We start from the raw sequence: 19,866 nt of genomic DNA, 5'->3' as shown, positions 1-19,866 counted from the left end.
CCCCCCCTCAAACGGCGCGGGCAACGGGATATACTTCTGTAAACGCAAAGGCGTGCCGTACATCGACCGATCGGGGGACCATGAAGCGCCGCGATTCACAAATCGACCCGTTTAACGCCGGCGAGCCCGAGCTCCCCTGGGAGTCGCCCGACGCATATGGCGATCACGACGAGGACGCCTGCGAGCTTCCCGACCACAGCTACGAGAGCCCCACGAAGGCTCCCGACGACTACGACGCACCCGATGACGCGCCTGCGCAAAAGCCCGCAGAGCCCGAACAGCCGACGAACCGTCGCGCGTCCCGCCCCGCGCCCACACGCGAGAGCACCCCGGCACCGGTCTCGACACCGAAGCGCAAGCGCGGCTGCGGCTGCCTGGTCCTCATCTTGATCGTCATCGCCATCAACGTGCTGCTGCCCACGTTGGCGTTCATCCCCCACTGCACCGGTATCATGCTCGAAGACGATGCCGTCGAACTCACGTGGGACGCGAGCGATTCCTACGAGGATGAGGAGCGCGAGGAGGACGAGGCCGAGATCGAGGCGCTCGCCGAGGATACGCTCGACACCGTCACCGCCCCAGAGAGCCCCGCGCGCTCGCTGATTGCCTCCCACTTCGAGCAGGACTTCCAGCAGAATCTCGGCTACACCGTGCAGGACCTGGGCATCGATACGGATGATTACGTCGAGTGGGCCCTGACCGGCTTCGACTACGACATCACCGACGTGTTCGCCTTCGATGACAGCGAGGGCTGGGGCGAGGCCTACGGATCGGTCTACTTCGACGCGACGACCCCCGACATCTTCGCCTTCAAGGATTCGTTCTATGCTGCCGCCCATGAGTTCCTCGCCCAGAACAACCTGATCGGCATCGACGTCATGCCCAACGATGCGCAGCGCGCAAGCTTCCAGGCGCTGTTCGACGAGCAGCTCGACGCCTTCCGCACGACCGTCACGACGACGTCGACGGCAAACCTCGAGACCAAAGAGGGTTCAGACGGCTGGGTGCTCGCCGATGGAACCTACGACAGCGCGATGGAGTACATCTTCAAGCTGTACTAGCGAAAAACGCCTGCGCTATCGCTCGCCGGCGACGCGGGCGATATGCATGGCGAGGTAGCCCACCTCGAGCTCGCTCACGCTCATGCTGAGCGTCCGCTCCATCTCGGCGCACACCGCTGCGGCCGTCCGATAGCTCTCCGGCGCGCTCGACCGGATGGTGTCGTTCACGTCGATCGTCAGGCGTTCCCCGTTCAGGATGCGGGTCGCCATGTACTTCACGTGCGTCATGAGGCGCATGTAGTCCATGGACCGCACGTCGATGGACATTCCCGTAATGCGCTCGACCGATTCGATGCACGCGCGCGTGAGCTGGGCGATCTGCATCGCCTGCTCCACGTGGCTCGAATCGAGGGCGGAATGGACGTGCAGGGCCACAAGCCCCGTCTCGTCATCGCCGAGCGTGACGCCGACCCGCCGCTCCAGCTCGCGCACGCCGCGGCCGGCGACATCGAACTCCTGGGGGAAGAGCGCCCGGATGTCCTCGGTCAACGGATTGCTCAGCGCCCCGCCGCCGCGCACGCGCGCCACCGCGAACGCCAGATGGTCGGCAAGCGGCAGCAGCATGTTCTGGTCGACAGGGCCGAATGCCGCACAGGCATCCTGGTAGATGTCTTCGGCAACATCGAGGATCTCCGGGTCGATGCGCTCGAGGAGCTCACGCGAGGCGCCGCGAGACCCATCCACCTCGGAAAGCAGGTACAACTGCACCGTCTCCGGACGCCCCAGGCACTCGACGCGCTCACCCGGCTTACGACCGAACCCCACGCCCTTGTCCACGACCAGGTACTCCCTACCCTCGTCGACGTCGAACGCGAGGACGGCGTTGTGGTTCAGCGGCTTGGTGATGCGGTACATGGACGACCTTTCCGAGCGAGAAGCGAGCAGGTGGGAATCGGTCCCCGGCGCGAGCGCACCGGGGACCGTGAGGCTTCAACGACGTACCGCGGTACCTCTGGAGTTAAGCCTCGAAGATATCGATGGCGAGCAGGTCGTCGCCCTGGTTCACATGGCCGAACGCCAGCTGGCGCACCTCATGCTTGCCGTCGGTGGCGGTAACCAGCACCGGGGTGGAGATGCTCGGGGCGTTGGCACGGATGAAATCGAGGTCGAACGTCAACAGTGTATCACCGCGCTTGACCTCGTCGCCCTGCTTGACGTGAGCGGTGAATCCCTCGCCGCCCAGCTTGACGGTGTCGATGCCCACATGGCACAGGATCCCCGTGCCGTCCGCAAGCTCGAGACCCACGGCATGCTTTGTGTCGAACACGAAAGCGACCTTCGCGTCGCACGGTGCCACGAGCGCGCCTGCCGCGGGCACGATGCAGGCGCCGTCACCCATCATCTTCTGGGCGAAGACGGCATCCGGGCACGCGGTGATCGAGAGGGCCTCGCCGGACAGCGGGCTGCCCAGGATGACGGTCTCCACCGGCTCGCGCTTCTCGTCGCGGGCAGCCTCGGCCACCTCGGCAGGCGCCGCAGCCTCGGGCGCGGCAGCGGACTGCGCCGGTAGGGCGGCCAGGTACGCCTCGAGGTTCGTCTTGATGACGTTTACCTGCGGGCCGTACACCACCTGCACGCCCTCGCCGCGGCGGATGACGCCCGCAGCGCCCGTCGCCTTGAGCTGGGCCTCGTTCACCAGGCTACCGTCGTGCACCGTCACGCGCAGACGCGTGGCGCAGCAGTCGACGTCGCGGATGTTGGCAGCGCCGCCGAGGCCCGCCGTGATCTCCGTGGAGCGCTCGTCATCGGCGGCACCCGCACCGGCGCCATCGGAGGCCTTACCGTCCTTGCGCGCGTTGTAGTCGGCCTTGGTGTAGAGCTTGGTCTCGGCGTCACCCTCCTCGCGACCGGGGGTCTTGAAGTCGAACTTCTTGATCAGGAAGGAGAACAGGAAGTAATAGATGAAGAAGAACGCGATGCCGAGCGGGATGATGAGCAGCCAGCTCGTCTTGTCGTTACCCTGCAGGATGCCGAACATGAACAGGTCGAGAAAACCGCCGGAAAACGTCAGACCGACCGTGATGTTCAGCAGGTAGCACAGCATGTAGGCGAGGCCGGCGAACACCGCGGAGATGGCGAAGAGCACTGGGGCCACGAACAGGAAGCTGAACTCGAGCGGCTCGGTGATACCGGTCAGGATGGAGGTCAGCGCAGCGGAGAGCAGAAGGCCGCCCACGAGCTTCTTGCGCTCGGGCCTGGCCGCGCGGTACATGGCGAGCGCGGCGCCGGGGAACGCGAAGATGTACAGGACGAACTCACCGGTGAAGCACCAGGTGCCGGCCGTAGAGAAGTGGACGACGGTGGGGTCGGCCAGCTGCGCGAAGAAGATGTTCTGGGCGCCGTAGATCATCTGACCGGCAACCTCCATGGAACCGCCCACGGCAGTCTGCCAGAAGGGCAGGTAGAAGACATGATGCAGGCCGAAGGGAATGAGCAGGCGCTTAATCATGCCGAACAGGAACACGCCCACCGGGCCGGCGCTCGAGACGCCGTAGCCAAGCGCGTTGATGCCCTCCTGCACCGGCTGCCAGACGAAGAACATCGCGATGCCCACGAACGTGAACACGATGGTGGAGATGATGGGCACGAAGCGCGAGCCGCCGAAGAACGACAGCGCCTGGGGCAGCTGGATCTTGTAGAACCTGTTATGGAGCGCTGCGGTTCCCAGGCCGACGATGATGCCGCCGAACGCGCCCATCTGCAGCGACTGGATGCCGAGCACGCTCGCGGTCGCACCGTCGATAAACTGGTCGGCACCGCCGGTCAGGTCGATCATGGCCGAGATGGCAGAATGCATGACGAGAAACGCTACCGCCGCCGAGAGCGCCGCGACCTCCTTTTCGGCACGCGCCATGCCAATGGCCACGCCCACAGCGAAGATGAGCGGTAGGTTATCGAAGATCACGCCGCCGCATGCGGACAGCACCGTGAAGATGTCCCATGCGATGGTACCGGGGCCCATGATGCCCAGCAGGTTGTACGTGGCCAGGGTGGTCTCGTTCGTGAAGGTGCTGCCGAGGCCCATAAGCAGGCCCGCCACCGGCAGCACTGCGATGGGCAGCATAAACGAGCGGCCCACGCGCTGAAGGATTCCAAAGATCTTGTCCTTCATGTACGCCTCCTCTTGTTCGCGCGCCCCGATGGGGCGCAAGCCTTTCCGGCACCCGATTGGGCCCGGAGCGAAACGACGCTGACGTTCCGAGGAGGACGACCTTGGCACAGGTGCGTGGGGTCGGACGCGGTCTGCCGGCATGAAAAAAAGCACCGACCAACGACATGAGCGACGGATGCGCCGCCTCGGAAAGTCGAAGGTTAGTGCCTGCCTACCAGTTACACGCCTTGCTATGCGATTCGTCGCTATTCTGCCGTGTTTGAACGGCGGTGGCGACCGAAGGAGCGGCGAACGGTCGATATTTTCGGGTGGGCGGCATGCGCTCACGCCAATGAGTAAGGCGCCGTTTGCAAAAGGCGCGCGAGCCCACTGCGCAACCGGCGGTTGACACCTGTTTTGTCGCCGCGGCATACAGCGATCACCGCATCGGTACAATCCGAATGAGGCAACCTGCGGCCGAGGAGGCAGCGATGGCACCTGATCAGATATCGACCAACTCACTCGGCGCGCACCTGCGTGCCGCCCGCCTGGAGCGCGGCCTTACGCAAGGGCAGCTCTCCATCCGGCTAGGGATTTCGCGCCAGGCGATCTCGAAGTGGGAGCATGACCGCTCGCAGCCCGACCTGGAAAACCTCCAGAACATAGCGGCGCTCTACGGGATGTCGGTCGACGAGCTGCTCGGCAAGCCCCCGGCCGACAAGGCGATCGCCGCCGCGGAGGCTACGCGGAACATAACCCCCTCCGAGGGGGCGCGAATCGCGCGCGACCGAAGGCGCGCCGGCGCATACACGGTGCTCTCGGGGTTCCTCATCGGCATCGGGCTCAGCCTCTGCACCATCGTGGGCACACAGCGAGCCGCGGCCGGCGATGCCCCGTATCTTGCATTCGCCCTTTCGGTTGCCGCGCTCCTCATCTGCCTCAAGCTGTTCGAGTACACCCTGGAATACCGCCGGCGCGGTGGCTCTCGTGTGCTGTTTGCCCTCCAACTGGCAACTGTCGCGCTGGTTTCGGTCGTGCCGCTCGCGCTCGGCGGGACCCCGGCCGCAATGGGGGCGTGCGCGCTCGCGGCCGTAGCATGCTCGATATGCGCAAGCCGCATCGTCGCGTGGCGCCTCCTGTATCAGCGCACCTGGAACGTCCGGGAAGACTTCCGCGATCCGTTGGGCCGCAGGTGGCATGGCACGGGCACGCACACGACGCGCGAGCCCTGAGGCGTCCCTGCCGAATCCCGCAGCGCGGCCGTGCTCCCCATTCGCTATGCTTGACGTGGCGCGCTGATATCTGCGATGCCTGCGCGCCCTAGACCCTCCCGCACCGATGAGGAGACGAAAATGCCCCGCTTCACGCCCGATACCGCAATAAAGACCGTCTCGGCGGCAACCGACGAGCTCCTGTGCGAGGCGGCGGGGCTTCGCTGGCTCGCGGCGGCGGAAGAGACGGGCGGCATCCGTATCGCACACGTCATCGAAGCTGCGCGGGATCGTCTCGTTGAGGAGCGCATCAAGACCGGTGCGCCCACACGCGCCGCAGCCCGCCGCATCGGTGCGGCGCTCGCGCGCATGCATGCCGCGGGAGCGCCCTGGTGGGGCTGCCCGCCGCCCGACACGCCGCGCGGCGCGCGGGGCATCGGCCGCGCCCTGACACCGTGGGCCGAGCGCGGGGCGGCGAAGAGCTGGGGCGCGTTTTTCGCCGAGTACCGCATCGCCTACTATGTGCGCATCCTGCGCGACGAGGGAACCTTCGGCCCGCGAGAGACCGCGCTGTTCGACCGGGTCTGTGCACGCCTTGCCGCAGGAGACTTCGACGCCCCGCAGCCGGCGCTCGTGCGCGATGCCGGCACCTGCTGCGCGCGCCTCCATGGCGACCTGTGGGCGGGAAACGTGCTCTACCTGGCAGATACGGACGCACGCACCGGCGGCGCCCTCATCGACCCCATGGCATACGGAGGGCATGCGGAAACCGATTTGGCCATGCTGCAGCTGTTCGGCTACCCGTACCTGGACGACGTGCTTGCGGGCTACGACGAGGTGTCCCCGCTCGCCGACGGATGGCGCGAGCGCGTGGGTCTGCATCAACTCGCCCCGTTGCTGCTCCACTGCGTGCTGTTCGGCGGCGGCTACGTGCCCGAAACGCTGGACACCGCCCGCCAGTACCGTTGATCACCGCGAGCCGCCCCACACGGCGCGCTCCGTCACCGACGTAGAACACGCGGCTTCCTGCTATACTCGGGGCGTCGACCGAGTGGGAAATAGGTCCCGCAGTGCGTGTGGCGGCGTCATCGGGTCGAACAGAAAGGCTGGACACGGTGCGGATTCGCTAGACATCTCTTCTCGTTTCCATTCACCCGCCGAAGCGGGTGCGGCGGCGCTACCCGCTGTTGAAAAGGAGTATGTCTATGCAGCTTTCGCTCTCCGGCGTCACATTCGCCTATCCCTCTGCGCAACAACCGATTCTCACTGACGTGAGCGTCACGTTCCCCGTCGGCTGGACCGGCCTTCTGGGTGACAACGGCTGCGGCAAGACCACGCTCGCGCGAATCGCCTGCGGCGACCTCGCGCCTGATCGCGGAGCGGTCACGCAAAGCCTGTTCTCCATCATGTGCCCGCAGGAAGCCGACGTGGCGCCCGATGCGCTCTTCGACTTCGCTGCCGACTACGGGCGCGATGCGCGCGAGCTGCGCCGGATCTTCCGCATCGGAGACGACATGCCCTGGCGCTTCGACGAGCTCTCGTTCGGTGAGCGCAAGAAGCTCCAGATCGCCGTCGCCCTGTGGCAGCGCCCCGACGTGCTCGTGGCCGATGAACCCACAAACCACCTGGACGCCGATGCACGCGCCCAGCTCACAAGCGCCCTCGCGCGCTTCCGCGGCATCGGCATCCTCGTATCGCACGACCGCGAGCTGCTCGACGCGCTCGCCTGTCGCTGCGTCTCGTTCGAACCCGGCGGCACGCTCGTCGTTCGCCCCGGAGGCTACACCCAGGCGCACGCGCAAGCGGAACTCGAGCGCGCAAGCGTCGCGCATGAGCGTGCGGCGGCACAAGAGGAACTCGCGCGCCTGTCCTCCGAGCGCGACCGGCGCGCCCACGAGGCGGCGCGCGCCGATGCGCGACGCAGCAAGCGGCGCGTCGATCCCAAGGACAAGAGCGCCAAGGCCGCAATCGACCTCGCCATCTACACCGGGAGAGACGGCGTCGCCGGCAAGAGGACCGTGCAGATGAACGCGCAGGTCGCCTCAGCACGCAAGCGCGTCGAGGCGGCGTTTGTCCACAAGCGCTATGACGGCGACCTCTGGGTCGATGCGAGCCCGAGCCCGCGCAGGACCGTGCTGCACATACCCGCCGCGACCATCCCCTGCGGGGCGGGCACGCTCACCGTCCCCGAGCTCTTCGTGGGCAACACCGACCATATCGGCATCGTCGGCCCCAACGGCGCGGGCAAGTCGACACTGCTTGCGCACCTGCGCGGCCTTATCGCCGCCGACCTCGCCGTGCTCGATATCCCCCAGGAGCTCGATGCTGCGACGCGCGCGAGCACCGTCACCGGCATCACCGCGCTTTCAGATGCCGAGCGCGGCCGCGTGCTTTCCACGGTGGCGCAGCTCAACTCGAATCCGGACCGAATCCTCGAGGGCGGCAACACGAGCCCAGGCGAGCTGCGCAAGCTCATGCTCGCCGAGGGCATGCTGCGCCACCCCGTCCTCATCATCATGGACGAGCCCACCAATCACCTGGACCTGCATTCCACCGAAGCGCTCGAGCGCGCGCTTGCCGCCTTCCCCGGCGCTCTGCTGCTGGTCAGCCACGACCATGCGTTCCTCGCTGCCTGCACCGCGCGCACCTGGGAGGTCCGCGAAGGCGCAGTAGCCGCCCGCTGACCCGCCGGATAAGGTCTCAAGACGGCCGGAAGGCGGCAAAAGGGGGTTACTAATATCTCGAGGGCCCACTTTCAGTACTTTTTTCGCAAGGTGCCCGGTAGGCGCTCCGAACGCGTTTACCGGGCACCTCATCTACCTGCGGTTTCTTTGTTGGCAATGCGACAGGGCAACCCGGTCTTCGCGACGGGTCGCCCAAAATGTACTGAAAGTGGGGTGTCCTCATCGGGGACGGGGCAGCTCGGCGCCATCCCACGCCGCACGGCGCGGGATGGCGCCGAGCTGCCCCGTCCCCGATGAGGACACATGCCGGATTAGGGCAGGCGGCGCAAGTAGCGGACCTCGAAGGGCTCGAGCTCGAGGGTGCCGGCGAGCTCGAGAGGCTCGGCATCCGCATCGAGCATGTCGGCAAAGGCGCCCGAAAGCTCGCCCGCCTGCAGGCAGAACGGCTCATCGACCGCGTTCACCGCCACGAGCACGTCTTCTGCCGGCTGCATGCCCTCCATCTCGACGGCACGCTCGAACAGCAGCTGCTTGTTGGTGATCGCCACGTTTCGATAGGTTCCGTAATTGAGCGCACGACTGCCCGCGCGCGCCTCGATGAGGGTATGCAGATAGGCGGTCAGCTCGTTCGGCTCGGGCTGCTCGAAGGCGGGACGCAGGTCGTAGTCATCGCGCGCGCCCTTCACGCCCGTCTGCCCCCACTCGCTGCCGTAATAGATGCAGGGGATGCCCGGCATGCCGAACAGCACGCCGTAGGCGGGACGGATGCAGCGCGGCTCGGTCAGGATGCTCGCCAAGCGCGTGACGTCGTGGTTGTCCGCGAAGCTCAGCAGATGCAGCCCGCGGTAGATGCACCACGGGTCGCCGCCGAACTGGCGATGAAGTGAATGGGCGATCTCGAACATGTTCTGCGAGTTGAAGCTCGAGTACAGGCCCTTGTAGCACTCGTAATTCGTGCAGGAGTGCAGCATCCGGTCGTTGACGAGCTGGCTGTAGTCGCCGTGCAGCGTCTCGCCGATCAGGACGAAGTCGCGCCCCGGTTCGCTCGCCGCGGTGATGTCGTTTGCCACCTCGCGCAGGCGGCGCATGAAATCGTGGTCAAGCGAGTAGGCGACATCGAGGCGCAGGCCGTCGATATCGAACTCGTAACGCCACGTGCGCACGCAGTCGAGCAGGTACTCCACGACGGCGGGGTTGCGCAGGTTCAGCTTCACGAGGTCGAAGCAACCCTCCCAGCCCTCGTACCAAAAGCCGTCACCGAAGGCGGAATCGCCGTCGAAGTTGGTGAAGAACCAGTCACGATACGGCGAATCCCAGCGCTTCTCGCGCACATCGCGAAACGCCCAGAACTCACGGCCCACATGGTTGAAGACGGCATCGAGCACCACCTTGATGCCGTGGTCATGCAGCGTGCGGACGACATCGGCGAAGTCCTCGTTCGTGCCCAGGCGGCAATCGATACGGGTGAGGTCGCGGGTGTCGTACCCGTGAGAGCTCGACTCGAACACCGGGTTGAGCAGCACCGCGCCCACGCCCAGCTCCTCGAGATAGGAAGCCCACTCGGCTATATGCAGAATCCGATGAGCCTGCTCGCCATCGTTGTGCAGCGGCGCGCCGCAGAAACCGATGGGATAGATCTGGTAGAACGTGCACTCATATGCCCACATGGCAGCCTCCCGTGCTCTCGACAGAACCGATAGCCAGTATACCTACGGAGGCCGAGGTCTATTCCCTATCCGGATGAGCGGTCATAAACCGGCCACGCGGGGCACGCCCCGCCGCGTGCGCCGCCTCCGACCGCATGCGCGACGGGGCGCCCGGCAGGACCTGCGCAGTCACCTATCCCATCAGCGACCCGTTGAAGTGAATGATGACGGCAAACATCGCAATCATGCCGCCGGCAGCCAGGACAGCGCCTGCGCCCACGAGCGCCTTGCCCCACATAGGCATCGGCCGCTTCCCCGACAGGCCGAGTCCCGCCGCGATCATGAGCGCAAGGCCGCACCCGAAGGCGACCACGCCCGCCCCGACACCACGCGCCACCAGGGGCAGGTCCGCAGCGGTGACGTTCACCAGATGGTAATCATGCAACATCGAGGGATCGCCCGACACGATCATCTGCACGCCAGGCGCAACGGTCAACACGAGCACGATGGCCGCAGTCAGCACGCCGAACCCGATAGACGCGGCGCGTGAACCGAGCGTGCCACCCGCACTGCCGCCGAAGGCGAACAGCGACCCGTTGAAGTAGATGATTGACCCGAGCGAGAGCGCAAGCCCCGCCACGAACAGCACGATGCCGATCGCGGTCAGCCACACCGGGGTCCCCGCAGGCGGGATGAGCAGCGCGCACCCGACACCGGCGGCGATCAGCCCCGCGCCCGACCAGTGTGCCAGCGCAGGCATCTTCGCCGGCGGCACCAACGCGTAGTGATAGCCGTGCATAATCCGCGGGTTGCCCGTCACCACCATGTACAGACCGCATCCCGCAACGAGCAGGCCGCAGAGCGCGCAGCCGATAAAACCATACATCTCGGAATCCATGAGCGAGCCTCCTTGGAACCTCGTCTCCCTCATCCCTGTGAAGTTTGCGCAATTCTAGCGCGCGGCTGACGGCATGCAAGAGGGTCGAAGGCCTGCCGCCAAATGGATGAAAAACGCCGGCAGATGGCTATTCGCCCAGGACCGCTCGGATGGGAACAGCGGTTCTGGGCAGCCAGAACTGCACAAGCGGACCGGTGCAGAGGGCGGCCACGATCGTGCCGACGCCCACGGTGCCACCCAGCAGGAATCCTGCTGCCACGAAGAACAGGTCGCAGGCCACGCGCACCCAGCGGAACTCGATGGAGGGGAGCTTGTCGGACAGGATGATGGCGATCAGGTCGTTCGGCCCCGTGCCCGCGTTGCTGTTGATGACGATGGACATGCCGAGCGCCAAGACCACGCATCCCACGAGCATGCTCGCGACGCGCAGCTCCATGGGCGACCACTCGTTGATCGACCCCTGCAAAAGCCAGGTGAACAGGTCGATGATCGGCCCGCCGCAAAACGCGCAGACCACGGTGCCGGGCTTCACGTAGCCCTTCGTGGTGAGCAGCATCACGACCATAAGCAGGCAAAGCACGATGACGTGAACCGTACCGACCGTGAGGCCGAACACGCGTGACAGGCCCTGGATGAACACCGTGAACGTGTCCGTCCCCAGCGCGGACAGCAAAAACAGCGTGACACCGAGGTGCGCCACGGTTAGGCCGATGAGCAGGACGATGAGTGCGCGCGCCCAGTCGGCCGCGCTGCGCCCCGAGGTATCGCTTGCGAACTGCGCCATATTGACCCCCTGTGTATCGAGATGAATCTCGATGGTACCGCAACGCGCGCGCAGGCGCGGTCGGGGCCCACCCTGAACACGTCAGACGGGTGCCTCAGCCCCTCCAGCGACCCCCTGCGCGCGACGGCCATCACCGCGCGCGACATCCGCATGCTCCCCCTCCACACTTCCTTCATGTTGTAACATCGGTACCTACAGCCACGGCGCACGCACCGTACAATAGAGGCGCAACGATTGGAGCATCATGCAGATTTCAACTCGCTTCACCATCGCCGTGCACGTGCTGCTCGCCATCGGCGAGTTCTCGCCCACCACGCGCGCAACCTCGACGTTTCTCGGCAAGAGTGTGAACGCCAACCCCGTGGTCATCCGCCGCTCGCTCGGCCAGCTCAAAGACGCGGACCTCGTGAACGTTGAGATGGGCGCTGGCGGCGCCACGCTCGCCCGCCCGGCAGACGAGATCACGCTGCTCGACATCTACCGTGCGGTCGAGAGCAGCGAGGAGCACCTCTTCAACTTCCACGAGAGCCCGAACCCCGAATGCCCCGTCGGCCGCAACGTGCACGCCGTGCTCGACGGGGAGCTCGCCGCCGCGCAGCAGGCGCTTGAAGACCGCCTCGCGCAGACGACCCTCGCCGACCTGCTCGCACGCACCGACGCCCTGATCGCCGAGCAGGAGGCCGCCCAGGCGTAAGGAGCGCCTCGCCAAGAGGACCCCGCTTCGAGGCGACGGTACATACGCGAAAACGCCGCGCAGCAGCCGGCATCCCCGTCATCGTGCTATAGCCGCGCACGGGAGCGTCTGCATGCGAGCACAGCGCCCAAAGGTTAACGAACTTGTCAAAAGTCTCGATAAGGAGCTCTCTTATCGAGACTTTTGACAAGTTCGTCGCGCGCCGGCCAGACGCCACCCGTCCGAACGCTTCCTTAAAACTCCCTGAAGAGCGCGCCGCGCCCACTGGATTGCCGACGCATACGGGTATATGCCCCTCATGTGCACCCGATTGAAAGGACCCCCATGTACGGCTATCTCGTTGCCGACGAATCGGCGCTCGACGAGGCCGAGAAGGCACGGTACCAGCAGCTGTACTGCGGCCTGTGCCACGCCCTCGGCACGCGCTACGACCTGCCCAGCAAGATCGGTCTGAGCTACGACATGGTGTTTCTCGTCATGCTGCTGGGTTCGCTCTACGAACCAGCAGAGGATACCGGCAGCGAGCGCTGCGCCGTCCATCCCATGAAGGAGCATGCGTACTGCGTATCGTCGAGCACCGATTACGCCGCGGACGTCTCGGTCGCGCTTGCCTACCACAAGCTGCTCGACAACTGGGTCGACGACCGCAGCATCTCGGCGCGCGCGGGCATGGCCGCGCTCAAGCGCTCCTACGAGACCGCCCGGCTCCGTGCGCCGCACGCCTGCAGCGCCATCGAGCGCGAGCTGGCTCGCCTGGGGGAGCTCGAGCGCGCGGACAGCGATCGCATCGACGAGGCTGCGGCCTGCTTCGGCCGGGCCCTCGGCGAGATCTTCGCCTGGCGTGACGATTTCTGGGCCCCGCAGCTGCGCACCTTCGGCCTGCATCTTGGAGGACTTATCTACCTCATGGATGCCGCGTGCGATTACGAGCACGACAGCAAGCAGGAAAGCTACAATCCCTTTATTGCCTCGGGCATCGATCCCGCGCATGCGCGCGATGCCATCGCCAACGTCGCCGGCGCGGCGGCCGATGCCTTCGAGCGCCTTCCGCTCGAGCGCGACCTGCACCTTATGCGCAGCGTCGTCTACGCGGGCATCTGGACGCCGTACAACCGATGCTACGGCACCGAAACCGAGTCGGGCGACGCGTAGCCGCAAGCGAGAGGAGACCTGCGCTGCGGACCCCTGCGGCGCGCGCATAGCCAGCGTTCGGTCAGCCCGATACCGACCGCTCTTCCTATAGAAAGGCAGCCATACGTGGCACGAGACCCCTACGAGATACTTGGCGTCAGCAAGGACGCGAGTCCCGACGAGATCAAGCGCGCATACCGCAAGAAGGCACGCGAGAACCACCCGGACCTCAACCCCGACGACCCGGATGCCGCGCGCCGCATGAACGAGGTGAACGAAGCGTACGACCGCATCATGAACCCCGAGAAGTACGCGCGCCGCGACGCCGCCGAGGCGGCCCGCAACGCAGGCAACCCCTATGGGGGAGCCGGCGGCGCCGGTCCGCAGAACCCCTACGGGGGCGCGGGCGGACAGGGCCCGTACGACCCCTTCTGGGGCCCCTGGGGCGGCTTCGGCTTCAACGACTTCTACGGCCAGACGAATCAGGCGGGGCCGACGGGCACGGTGGAGGCGCCCGTGGCCTCCCCCACCGACACGGCAACCGTGCGCGAGGCCATCGGCCAGATCCGTTCGGGCAACTCCCGCGCGGCGCTCGAGACGCTGCGGAGAACCGTCAGCGCCGACCGCGACGCCCGCTGGTACTACGTGAGCGCTTGCGCCCATGTGGGGGCCGGCGAGCGCGTCGCCGCCCTGGAGAGCATCAAGCGCGCCTGCGAACTCGATCCGAACAACCCCACCTACCGGCGCGTCCTGACGACGCTCAGCCAGACGGGCACCGCCTACCAGCAGGCGGGCGAGGCGCACGGCTTCACCATGTCACGCGCCACCTCGCAGCTTCTGTGCTGCAGCATGTGGTTCTGCGGCCCGACGCTGTGCCGCATGTTCTGCATGCCGTTCTACTGGTAGGCAGCACAAGGCGCACCCCGCACCATCGACAAAGGAGCATCGAACATGGCAGCAACCATCGGCATCGACCTCGGAACCACCAACAGCTGCGTCGCGACCGTCGAAGGCGGCCGCCCCACCGTCATCCCCAATGCGCTCGGTGAGCGCACGACGCCGAGCGTCATCTCGTTCACCAACGACGGCGAGCGCCTCGTGGGCACGCCGGCCCTCCGCCGCCAGGCAATCGCTCCCGACCAGACGTTCTCGTCGGTCAAGCGCCACATGGGTACCGACTGGCGCGCGAGCGCGGACGGCAAGACCTTCTCGCCCCAGGAGCTCTCGGCCATGATCTTGCGCCAGATGAAGAAGGACGCCGAGGCCTATCTGGGCCAGGCGGTGGATAAAGCCGTCATCACCGTGCCCGCCTACTTCAACGACACGCAGCGACAGGCGACCAAGGACGCCGGGCGCATCGCCGGACTCGACGTCCTGCGCATCATCAACGAGCCCACGAGCGCCGCACTCGCCTACGGCCTCGACAACGGCACGCCCCAGAAGGTCATGGTCTACGACTTGGGCGGCGGCACGTTCGACGTGTCGATCATCGAGATCGGCGAGGGCGTGATCGAGGTGCTCGCGACCTCGGGCGACAACCACCTGGGCGGCGACGACTTCGACGAGCGCCTCGTGGACCATCTGATACAGGTCTTCGAGCAGGAGAACCATGTCGACGTGCGCCGCGACGCCTCGGCGCTCCAGCGCGTGCGCGAGGCGGCCCGCCAGGCCAAGTGCGAGCTCTCCAGCGCGCAGAGCACGACGGTCAACCTGCCGTTTCTCATGCAGAGCGGCAACGCTCCGCTGCACATGAACGTCACGGTGACCCGCTCGGAGTTCGAGCGCATGACGCACGATCTGATCGAGCGCACGAGCGCGCCCGTCATCCGTGCCCTCGACGACGCCGGCATCGCCGCCTCGGAGCTCGGCTGTGTGCTACTCGTCGGCGGCTCGACGCGCATGCCCGCCGTCGTCGAGCACGTCCGCTCCCTTACCGGCCGCGAGCCGTCGAACTCCATCAACCCCGACGAGTGCGTGGCGCTCGGCGCGGCCATCCAGGCGAACACACTCGAGACCGCCAACCAGGGCCTCGCGCCGTACAACGAGATCCTGCTGCTCGACGTCACGCCCCTGTCGCTCGCCATCGAGACCGTCGGCGGCGTCGCCACCCGCGTCATCGACCGCAACACGACGCTGCCCACGCACTACTCGCAGGTCTTCACCACCGCTTCTGCCTTCCAGACGAACGTCGAGATCAACGTCCTGCAGGGCGAGCGCCCCATGGCGAAGGACAACAAGTCGCTCGGCAAGTTCAAGCTCGGCGGCATCAAGCGCGCGCTCGCCGGCGTGCCGCAGATCGAGGTCACGTTCGACATCGACGCCAACGGCATCCTGACCGTGTCCGCCAAGGACCTGAAGACCGGCAACGAGCAGTCCATCACCATCACCGACTCGGGGCGCATGTCCGATGAGGAGATCGACGCCGCCATCCGCGACGCCGAGCAGTACGCTGCCGAGGACGCCGTGCGCGCCAAGAACGCCGGTGCCGTGGAGAACGCGCGCCGCCAGGTGGCGACCGTCGAGGCGGCGCTCTCGCGCGCCGGCAAGCGCATCGATCGCGACGAGAAGAAGCGCGTCAAGGCAAGCGTGGCGCAGGTCTCCCGTTACCTGCGCAAGCGCCCCGGCAAGATGGCCGATGACGACATCCAGGCGCTCATCGCCGCCACCGAGGACCTCGAGCGCGTGGGCGCCCACGTGATCGAGGTCGCCTCGGAGGACCAGGACCACTAGCGCGCAGCAACGCCGTATTTGTCGATAGACGACACGTACGCCGAGTGCCGGAAGTTCCCCAGCGCTCGGCGTTTTCATACCGCAAAGACCTGTCGATTTGTCACCATTGCTATGGGTACAACAGGAACGTCAACCCAAAGGAGGCAGCCTATGAACACTCTTGATGCCCTGAAGACCCGCCGCAGCGTCCGCGCCTACAAGCCCGACGCCGTGCCCGCCGAGTTGATCGACCGGATTCTCGAGGCGGGGACCTTCGCGCCCACCGGCATGGGGCGCCAGTCCCCCATCATCGTCGCCATCACGAACAAGGAGGTGCGCGACCGGCTCGCGAAGATTAACGCAGCGGTTATGGACGCCGAGGACGACCCCTTCTACGGAGCGCCCGTCGTGCTCGTGGTGCTCGCCCGCAAGGACGTCCCCACCCGCGTCTACGACGGAAGCCTCGTGATGGGCAACCTCCTGAACGCCGCCCATGAGCTGGGGCTCGGAAGCTGCTGGATCCACCGCGCCAAGGAGGAGTTCGAGACGCCTGAGGGCGCGGCAATCCTCGCCGAGCTGGGCATCGATGCCAGCGAGTACGAGGGCATCGGCAACTGCATCCTCGGCTACGCGGACGGCCCCGAACCCGAGGCGGCGCCCCGCAAGGACGACTACGTCTACCGCATCGTTTAAGCGACCTGCACACCACAAAACCGAAGAGCCGCCCCGTCTTGGAGCGGCTCTTATCATGCCTGGATTTCAAATGGCCTGGTCAGCGCAGCGCTAGCAGCCGAACAGCTCCGCCGCCTTCGCCATCTTGTCGGCAATCTTCACACCGAACGGGCAGCGGCCCTCGCACGCCCGGCAGGCCACGCAGTCTTTCGCCGTGGCGCCGAGGGCGCGATAGTGCTCGCGCAGCGAATCGGGCACCTCGTCGTACATGGTCGCGAGGTCAAAGAACTTGTTGACGCTCGCGATGTCGATGCCGCGCGGGCAGGGCGCGCAGTGGCCGCAGTAGGTGCACTGACCCACGTACGCATGGCGCGGGGCGCCCGCCAGCACGAGCGCGTAGTCGCGCTCCTGCGCGCTTGCGGTCTCATAGGCGACCGCGGCGTCCACATGGTCGGGCGTCGTGAAACCCACCATTACGCTCGCCACCGCCGGGCGCGTCAGCGCGTAGTGGAGGCACTGCACGGGCGTGAGCGCCACACCGAACGGCGAGGTCTTGGCGTCGAAGAGGCGCCCTCCCATGTAGCCCTTCATGACGGTGATGCCCGTGCCCGTCTCCTCGCACAGCGCGTAGAGCTCCGCGCGCTCCGGCGTCATGCCGTCCGTCGCGCTCTGCTCACCAGCCTCGCCGAACAGGTCGTCAAGGTTCTCGGTGGCGGGCATCATGTCGAAGGCCGGGTTCACGGAGAAGAGGATCATCCCGATCTCAGGGCAGGAGGCGGCAAGCTTCGCCACCTGCGGATTGTGCGTCGACAGGCCGATATGTCTGATGCTTCCCGCCGCATGCAGCTCGCGCGCGTACTCGATGAAGGGGCCGTCCATGATCTGGGCGAACTCCTCGACCTTGTCCACGTAGTGGATCATGCCGAGGTCCATGTAGTCGGTGTGGAAGCGCGCGAGCAGGTCCTCGAAGGCGGGCTTCACCTGGTCGAGGTCGCGCGTGCGCACGTACTGGCCATCCCGCCACGTGGAACCCAGGTGCCCCTGGATGACCCACTGGTCGCGAATGCCCAGGTCATGTAGGGCGTCGCCCAGGTTGGAACGACGCGTCGGATCGGGCATCCATACGTCGAGGACGTTGATGCCGGCCGCATGCGCGCGCTCAACCACCGCACGCGCCTCCTCTGGCGTGCCGTCCATCCATTCGCCACCGAAACCGATCTCGCTGACCGCAAGTCCGGTGCGGCCGAGTTCGCGATACTCCATGTGCCCTCCCCTGACGATGTGCAAGCGATGGCACTAGCGTAGCAGGTCGCCCAGATGCCGGCCCTCAGCTCCGGCCAACGGCTCAGGCGGTTGGCGCCGGTCGCATCCGACATCTAAAATAGTTCGACATCTATCTAATTGTTAGGGTATACTTCGCCCTGAAGGAGAGGTGACCATGGCGGGAGATGGATTCAAGGCGCTTTCCGACCCTACGCGCAGGAAGATTCTCGAACTGCTGGGCAAAGGCGACCTGACGGCAGGCGAGATCGGCGCGCACTTCGACATGACCAAGGCCACGCTCTCACATCACCTGGACGTGCTACGCGAGGCGGGGCTCGTGAGCTCCGAGCGCCATGGTCGCAATATCGTGTACAGCTTGGAGACCACTGTGCTGCAGGGCATTATCGCATGGTTCTACAACCTGACGGACAAGGAGCAATAACGTGAAACGCAGGCTTTCGACAGGCGAGCTCGTGTTCTGGGCAGTGCTCGCGCTTGCCGCCATCGCCAACATCGTCGCATATGTCGCGCTGCTGCCCAGCATGCCCGATCAGATGCCCAGCCACTGGGGCCTCGACGGCGTGGACGAGTGGAGCAGCAAGGAAAACTCCATCGCGCTGGCGGTCATGCCAGCAATCCTGCTCATCGTGCTGTTCATCGTCCCGCGCATCGACCCGAAGCGGCGCAATTTCGACCGCTTCACCGGCATCTACCGCACCTTCGCGGCCGTCATCACCCTGTTCATGATGGCTGTCAGCTGGATGGGCCCGCTCACTGTATGGGGATACCTCTCGACCAACGGAACCCTCCTGAACACGCTGCTCTTCGGGTTCTTCGGCGTGCTGTTCATCGGGCTGGGCAACTACCTGCCGCGCATCAAGCCGAACTTCACCTTCGGTATCCGTACGCCCTGGACGCTGGCAAGCGAGGAGGTCTGGCGCCGCACGCACCGCGCGTCGGGCCCCGCATTCGTGATCGCCGGTATGGCAACGCTTGTGGCCGCGCTTTTCTCGTCCGTCGCTCCCACCATCACGTTCTGGGTGATGCTCGTCTCGATCCTGGGCGCGACCGCGTTCGCCGGCGCGTATTCCTATCTCGCCTGGCGCAAACTGGAGGCATAAGGGGTTCCGCGTGCAGAGCGCCCCACTTGTATGGGACCCGACACGCTCAGCACACACCCCGCGGGCTGCATGGCCTACACCACGCCGCCCTCATGTAAAGGCTTCAGACGTTTTGCCGCCATGAGCCCCTGTCTTGATTGCGATGGGTACATTTAGAGCTGGGAGTACGCCGATCCGGGCATCCCTCAGGGCACTGCGGCGCCCGTCGTATCGAGCTTTCGCGAAAGGGGCATCTATGGCGAATACGTTCAATCTCGACAACATCCGCGTCCTCACGCACAGCGCCATCCGCATCCAAAGCGATGCGGGCACCGTCGTGTACCTCGACCCGTACGACATCGCCGATGAGCCGCATGACGCCGACTTCGTCCTCGTGACTCATGCGCACTTCGATCACTTCTCGCCCGCAGATATCGCCCGCGTGGCGAAGGGGACGACCCAGCTGGTGGCACCAGCGTCAATGACTGACGAGGCACCGAAAGCGGATCTTTCCTACCGACTCGTGAGCGCGGGAGACCACCTCGAGCTCGCCGAGATCACCGTCGAGGTCGTACCTGCCTACAACGTCGAGACCGAACGGCTCGGATTCCACCCGAAGGCAAACGGATGGGTCGGCTACGTGCTCGATGTCGACGGCTCGCGCATCTACGTCGCAGGCGATACCGACCAGAACCCCGATAACTCGGCGATCGCGTGCGATATCGCACTCGTTCCCGTCGGCGGCACGTACACGATGGACCCGCACCAGGCGGCCACGCTCATCGACACCATCGCGCCGCGCGTGGCCATCCCCACCCACTACGGCACCGTCGCCGGCAGCCCGGGCGACGGCGAGGCTTTTGCCGCCGAGGTGGACCCGAACATCCAGGTGGTCCTCAAGCTCTAGGGACGCCACAGCACA

General features: G+C 65.9%; 18 protein-coding genes. 12 read left to right on the top strand and 6 right to left on the bottom strand.

The annotated features are described in order from the left end of the window. The first annotated feature begins 80 nt into the window (after window positions 1–80). A complete protein-coding gene (locus tag H6A21_RS01555) occupies window positions 81–1,061 on the top strand; it encodes a hypothetical protein (RefSeq protein ID WP_204559835.1) in 981 nt (326 codons plus the stop codon). Between the two features lie 15 nt (window positions 1,062–1,076). On the opposite strand, the gene H6A21_RS01550 is transcribed toward H6A21_RS01555, so the two are convergent. Further along, a complete protein-coding gene (locus H6A21_RS01550) occupies window positions 1,077–1,916 on the bottom strand; it encodes a PRD domain-containing protein (RefSeq protein WP_204559834.1) in 840 nt (279 codons plus the stop codon). Window positions 1,917–2,019: 103 nt separating this feature from the next. Continuing rightward, on the bottom strand, window positions 2,020–4,173 hold the full coding sequence (locus tag H6A21_RS01545) for a PTS transporter subunit IIABC (protein WP_204559833.1): 2,154 nt from the start codon (window positions 4,171–4,173) through the stop codon (window positions 2,020–2,022). A 470-nt stretch (window positions 4,174–4,643) separates the two neighbouring features. Here H6A21_RS01545 and H6A21_RS01540 point away from each other — a divergent pair, with 470 nt between their 5' ends. The 3 genes from H6A21_RS01540 to H6A21_RS01530 all read left to right on the top strand — a co-directional run bounded on the left by H6A21_RS01540 (window position 4,644) and on the right by H6A21_RS01530 (window position 8,047). Further along, window positions 4,644–5,384: a helix-turn-helix domain-containing protein gene (locus H6A21_RS01540; protein WP_204559832.1), complete on the top strand. Its 741-nt coding sequence runs from the start codon at window positions 4,644–4,646 to the stop codon at window positions 5,382–5,384. A 120-nt stretch (window positions 5,385–5,504) separates the two neighbouring features. Continuing rightward, the gene (locus H6A21_RS01535; RefSeq protein ID WP_204559831.1) at window positions 5,505–6,332 is read left to right on the top strand and encodes a fructosamine kinase family protein; all 828 of its coding nucleotides are present in this window, start codon (window positions 5,505–5,507) and stop codon (window positions 6,330–6,332) included. Window positions 6,333–6,568: 236 nt separating this feature from the next. Beyond that, window positions 6,569–8,047, top strand: coding sequence for an ATP-binding cassette domain-containing protein (locus H6A21_RS01530; protein ID WP_204559830.1), 1,479 nt, complete (start codon window positions 6,569–6,571; stop codon window positions 8,045–8,047). 311 nt (window positions 8,048–8,358) lie between these two features. Here H6A21_RS01530 and H6A21_RS01525 read toward each other — a convergent pair whose 3' ends face one another. The 3 genes from H6A21_RS01525 to H6A21_RS01515 all read right to left on the bottom strand — a co-directional run bounded on the left by H6A21_RS01525 (window position 8,359) and on the right by H6A21_RS01515 (window position 11,375). After that, window positions 8,359–9,714 (bottom strand): alpha-amylase family glycosyl hydrolase, encoded by a 1,356-nt coding sequence (locus H6A21_RS01525; protein WP_204559829.1) that lies wholly within the window; start codon window positions 9,712–9,714, stop codon window positions 8,359–8,361. 172 nt (window positions 9,715–9,886) lie between these two features. Beyond that, window positions 9,887–10,591: a hypothetical protein gene (locus H6A21_RS01520; RefSeq protein ID WP_204559828.1), complete on the bottom strand. Its 705-nt coding sequence runs from the start codon at window positions 10,589–10,591 to the stop codon at window positions 9,887–9,889. Window positions 10,592–10,718: 127 nt separating this feature from the next. Beyond that, window positions 10,719–11,375 (bottom strand): YczE/YyaS/YitT family protein, encoded by a 657-nt coding sequence (locus H6A21_RS01515; protein WP_204559827.1) that lies wholly within the window; start codon window positions 11,373–11,375, stop codon window positions 10,719–10,721. Between the two features lie 244 nt (window positions 11,376–11,619). Between H6A21_RS01515 and H6A21_RS01510 the strand changes: the two genes are divergently transcribed. From H6A21_RS01510 to H6A21_RS01490, 5 genes are all read left to right on the top strand, one after another. Then, window positions 11,620–12,069 (top strand): Rrf2 family transcriptional regulator, encoded by a 450-nt coding sequence (locus H6A21_RS01510; RefSeq protein ID WP_204559826.1) that lies wholly within the window; start codon window positions 11,620–11,622, stop codon window positions 12,067–12,069. Window positions 12,070–12,393: 324 nt separating this feature from the next. Next, window positions 12,394–13,221 (top strand): DUF5685 family protein, encoded by an 828-nt coding sequence (locus H6A21_RS01505; RefSeq protein ID WP_204559825.1) that lies wholly within the window; start codon window positions 12,394–12,396, stop codon window positions 13,219–13,221. A gap of 105 nt (window positions 13,222–13,326) precedes the next feature. Beyond that, complete coding sequence (locus H6A21_RS01500) at window positions 13,327–14,106, top strand: DnaJ domain-containing protein (protein WP_204559824.1); 780 nt, start codon at window positions 13,327–13,329, stop codon at window positions 14,104–14,106. A gap of 45 nt (window positions 14,107–14,151) precedes the next feature. After that, on the top strand, window positions 14,152–15,930 hold the full coding sequence (gene dnaK, locus H6A21_RS01495) for a molecular chaperone DnaK (RefSeq protein WP_204559823.1): 1,779 nt from the start codon (window positions 14,152–14,154) through the stop codon (window positions 15,928–15,930). Between the two features lie 150 nt (window positions 15,931–16,080). Continuing rightward, window positions 16,081–16,602 (top strand): nitroreductase, encoded by a 522-nt coding sequence (locus H6A21_RS01490; RefSeq protein ID WP_204559822.1) that lies wholly within the window; start codon window positions 16,081–16,083, stop codon window positions 16,600–16,602. 90 nt (window positions 16,603–16,692) lie between these two features. Here H6A21_RS01490 and H6A21_RS01485 read toward each other — a convergent pair whose 3' ends face one another. Then, window positions 16,693–17,844 carry an aldo/keto reductase gene (locus H6A21_RS01485; RefSeq protein WP_204559821.1) on the bottom strand — a complete coding sequence of 384 codons (1,152 nt, stop codon included), beginning with the start codon at window positions 17,842–17,844 and terminating at the stop codon, window positions 16,693–16,695. Window positions 17,845–18,019: 175 nt separating this feature from the next. On the opposite strand from H6A21_RS01485, the gene H6A21_RS01480 reads away from it, so the two are divergent. The 3 genes from H6A21_RS01480 to H6A21_RS01470 all read left to right on the top strand — a co-directional run bounded on the left by H6A21_RS01480 (window position 18,020) and on the right by H6A21_RS01470 (window position 19,851). Continuing rightward, complete coding sequence (locus H6A21_RS01480) at window positions 18,020–18,286, top strand: autorepressor SdpR family transcription factor (protein ID WP_204559820.1); 267 nt, start codon at window positions 18,020–18,022, stop codon at window positions 18,284–18,286. A 1-nt stretch (window position 18,287) separates the two neighbouring features. Further along, window positions 18,288–18,965, top strand: a complete 678-nt coding sequence (locus H6A21_RS11195; protein WP_204559819.1) for an SdpI family protein — start codon at window positions 18,288–18,290, stop codon at window positions 18,963–18,965. Between the two features lie 235 nt (window positions 18,966–19,200). Then, a complete protein-coding gene (locus tag H6A21_RS01470) occupies window positions 19,201–19,851 on the top strand; it encodes an MBL fold metallo-hydrolase (protein ID WP_204559818.1) in 651 nt (216 codons plus the stop codon). Window positions 19,852–19,866: the final 15 nt, after the last annotated feature.

This window comes from Collinsella tanakaei, assembly GCF_016902615.1.
In the GTDB taxonomy this organism is placed as follows: Bacteria; Actinomycetota; Coriobacteriia; order Coriobacteriales; family Coriobacteriaceae; genus Collinsella; species Collinsella tanakaei_A.
This window is presented reverse-complemented; position numbering and strand designations above follow the sequence as displayed.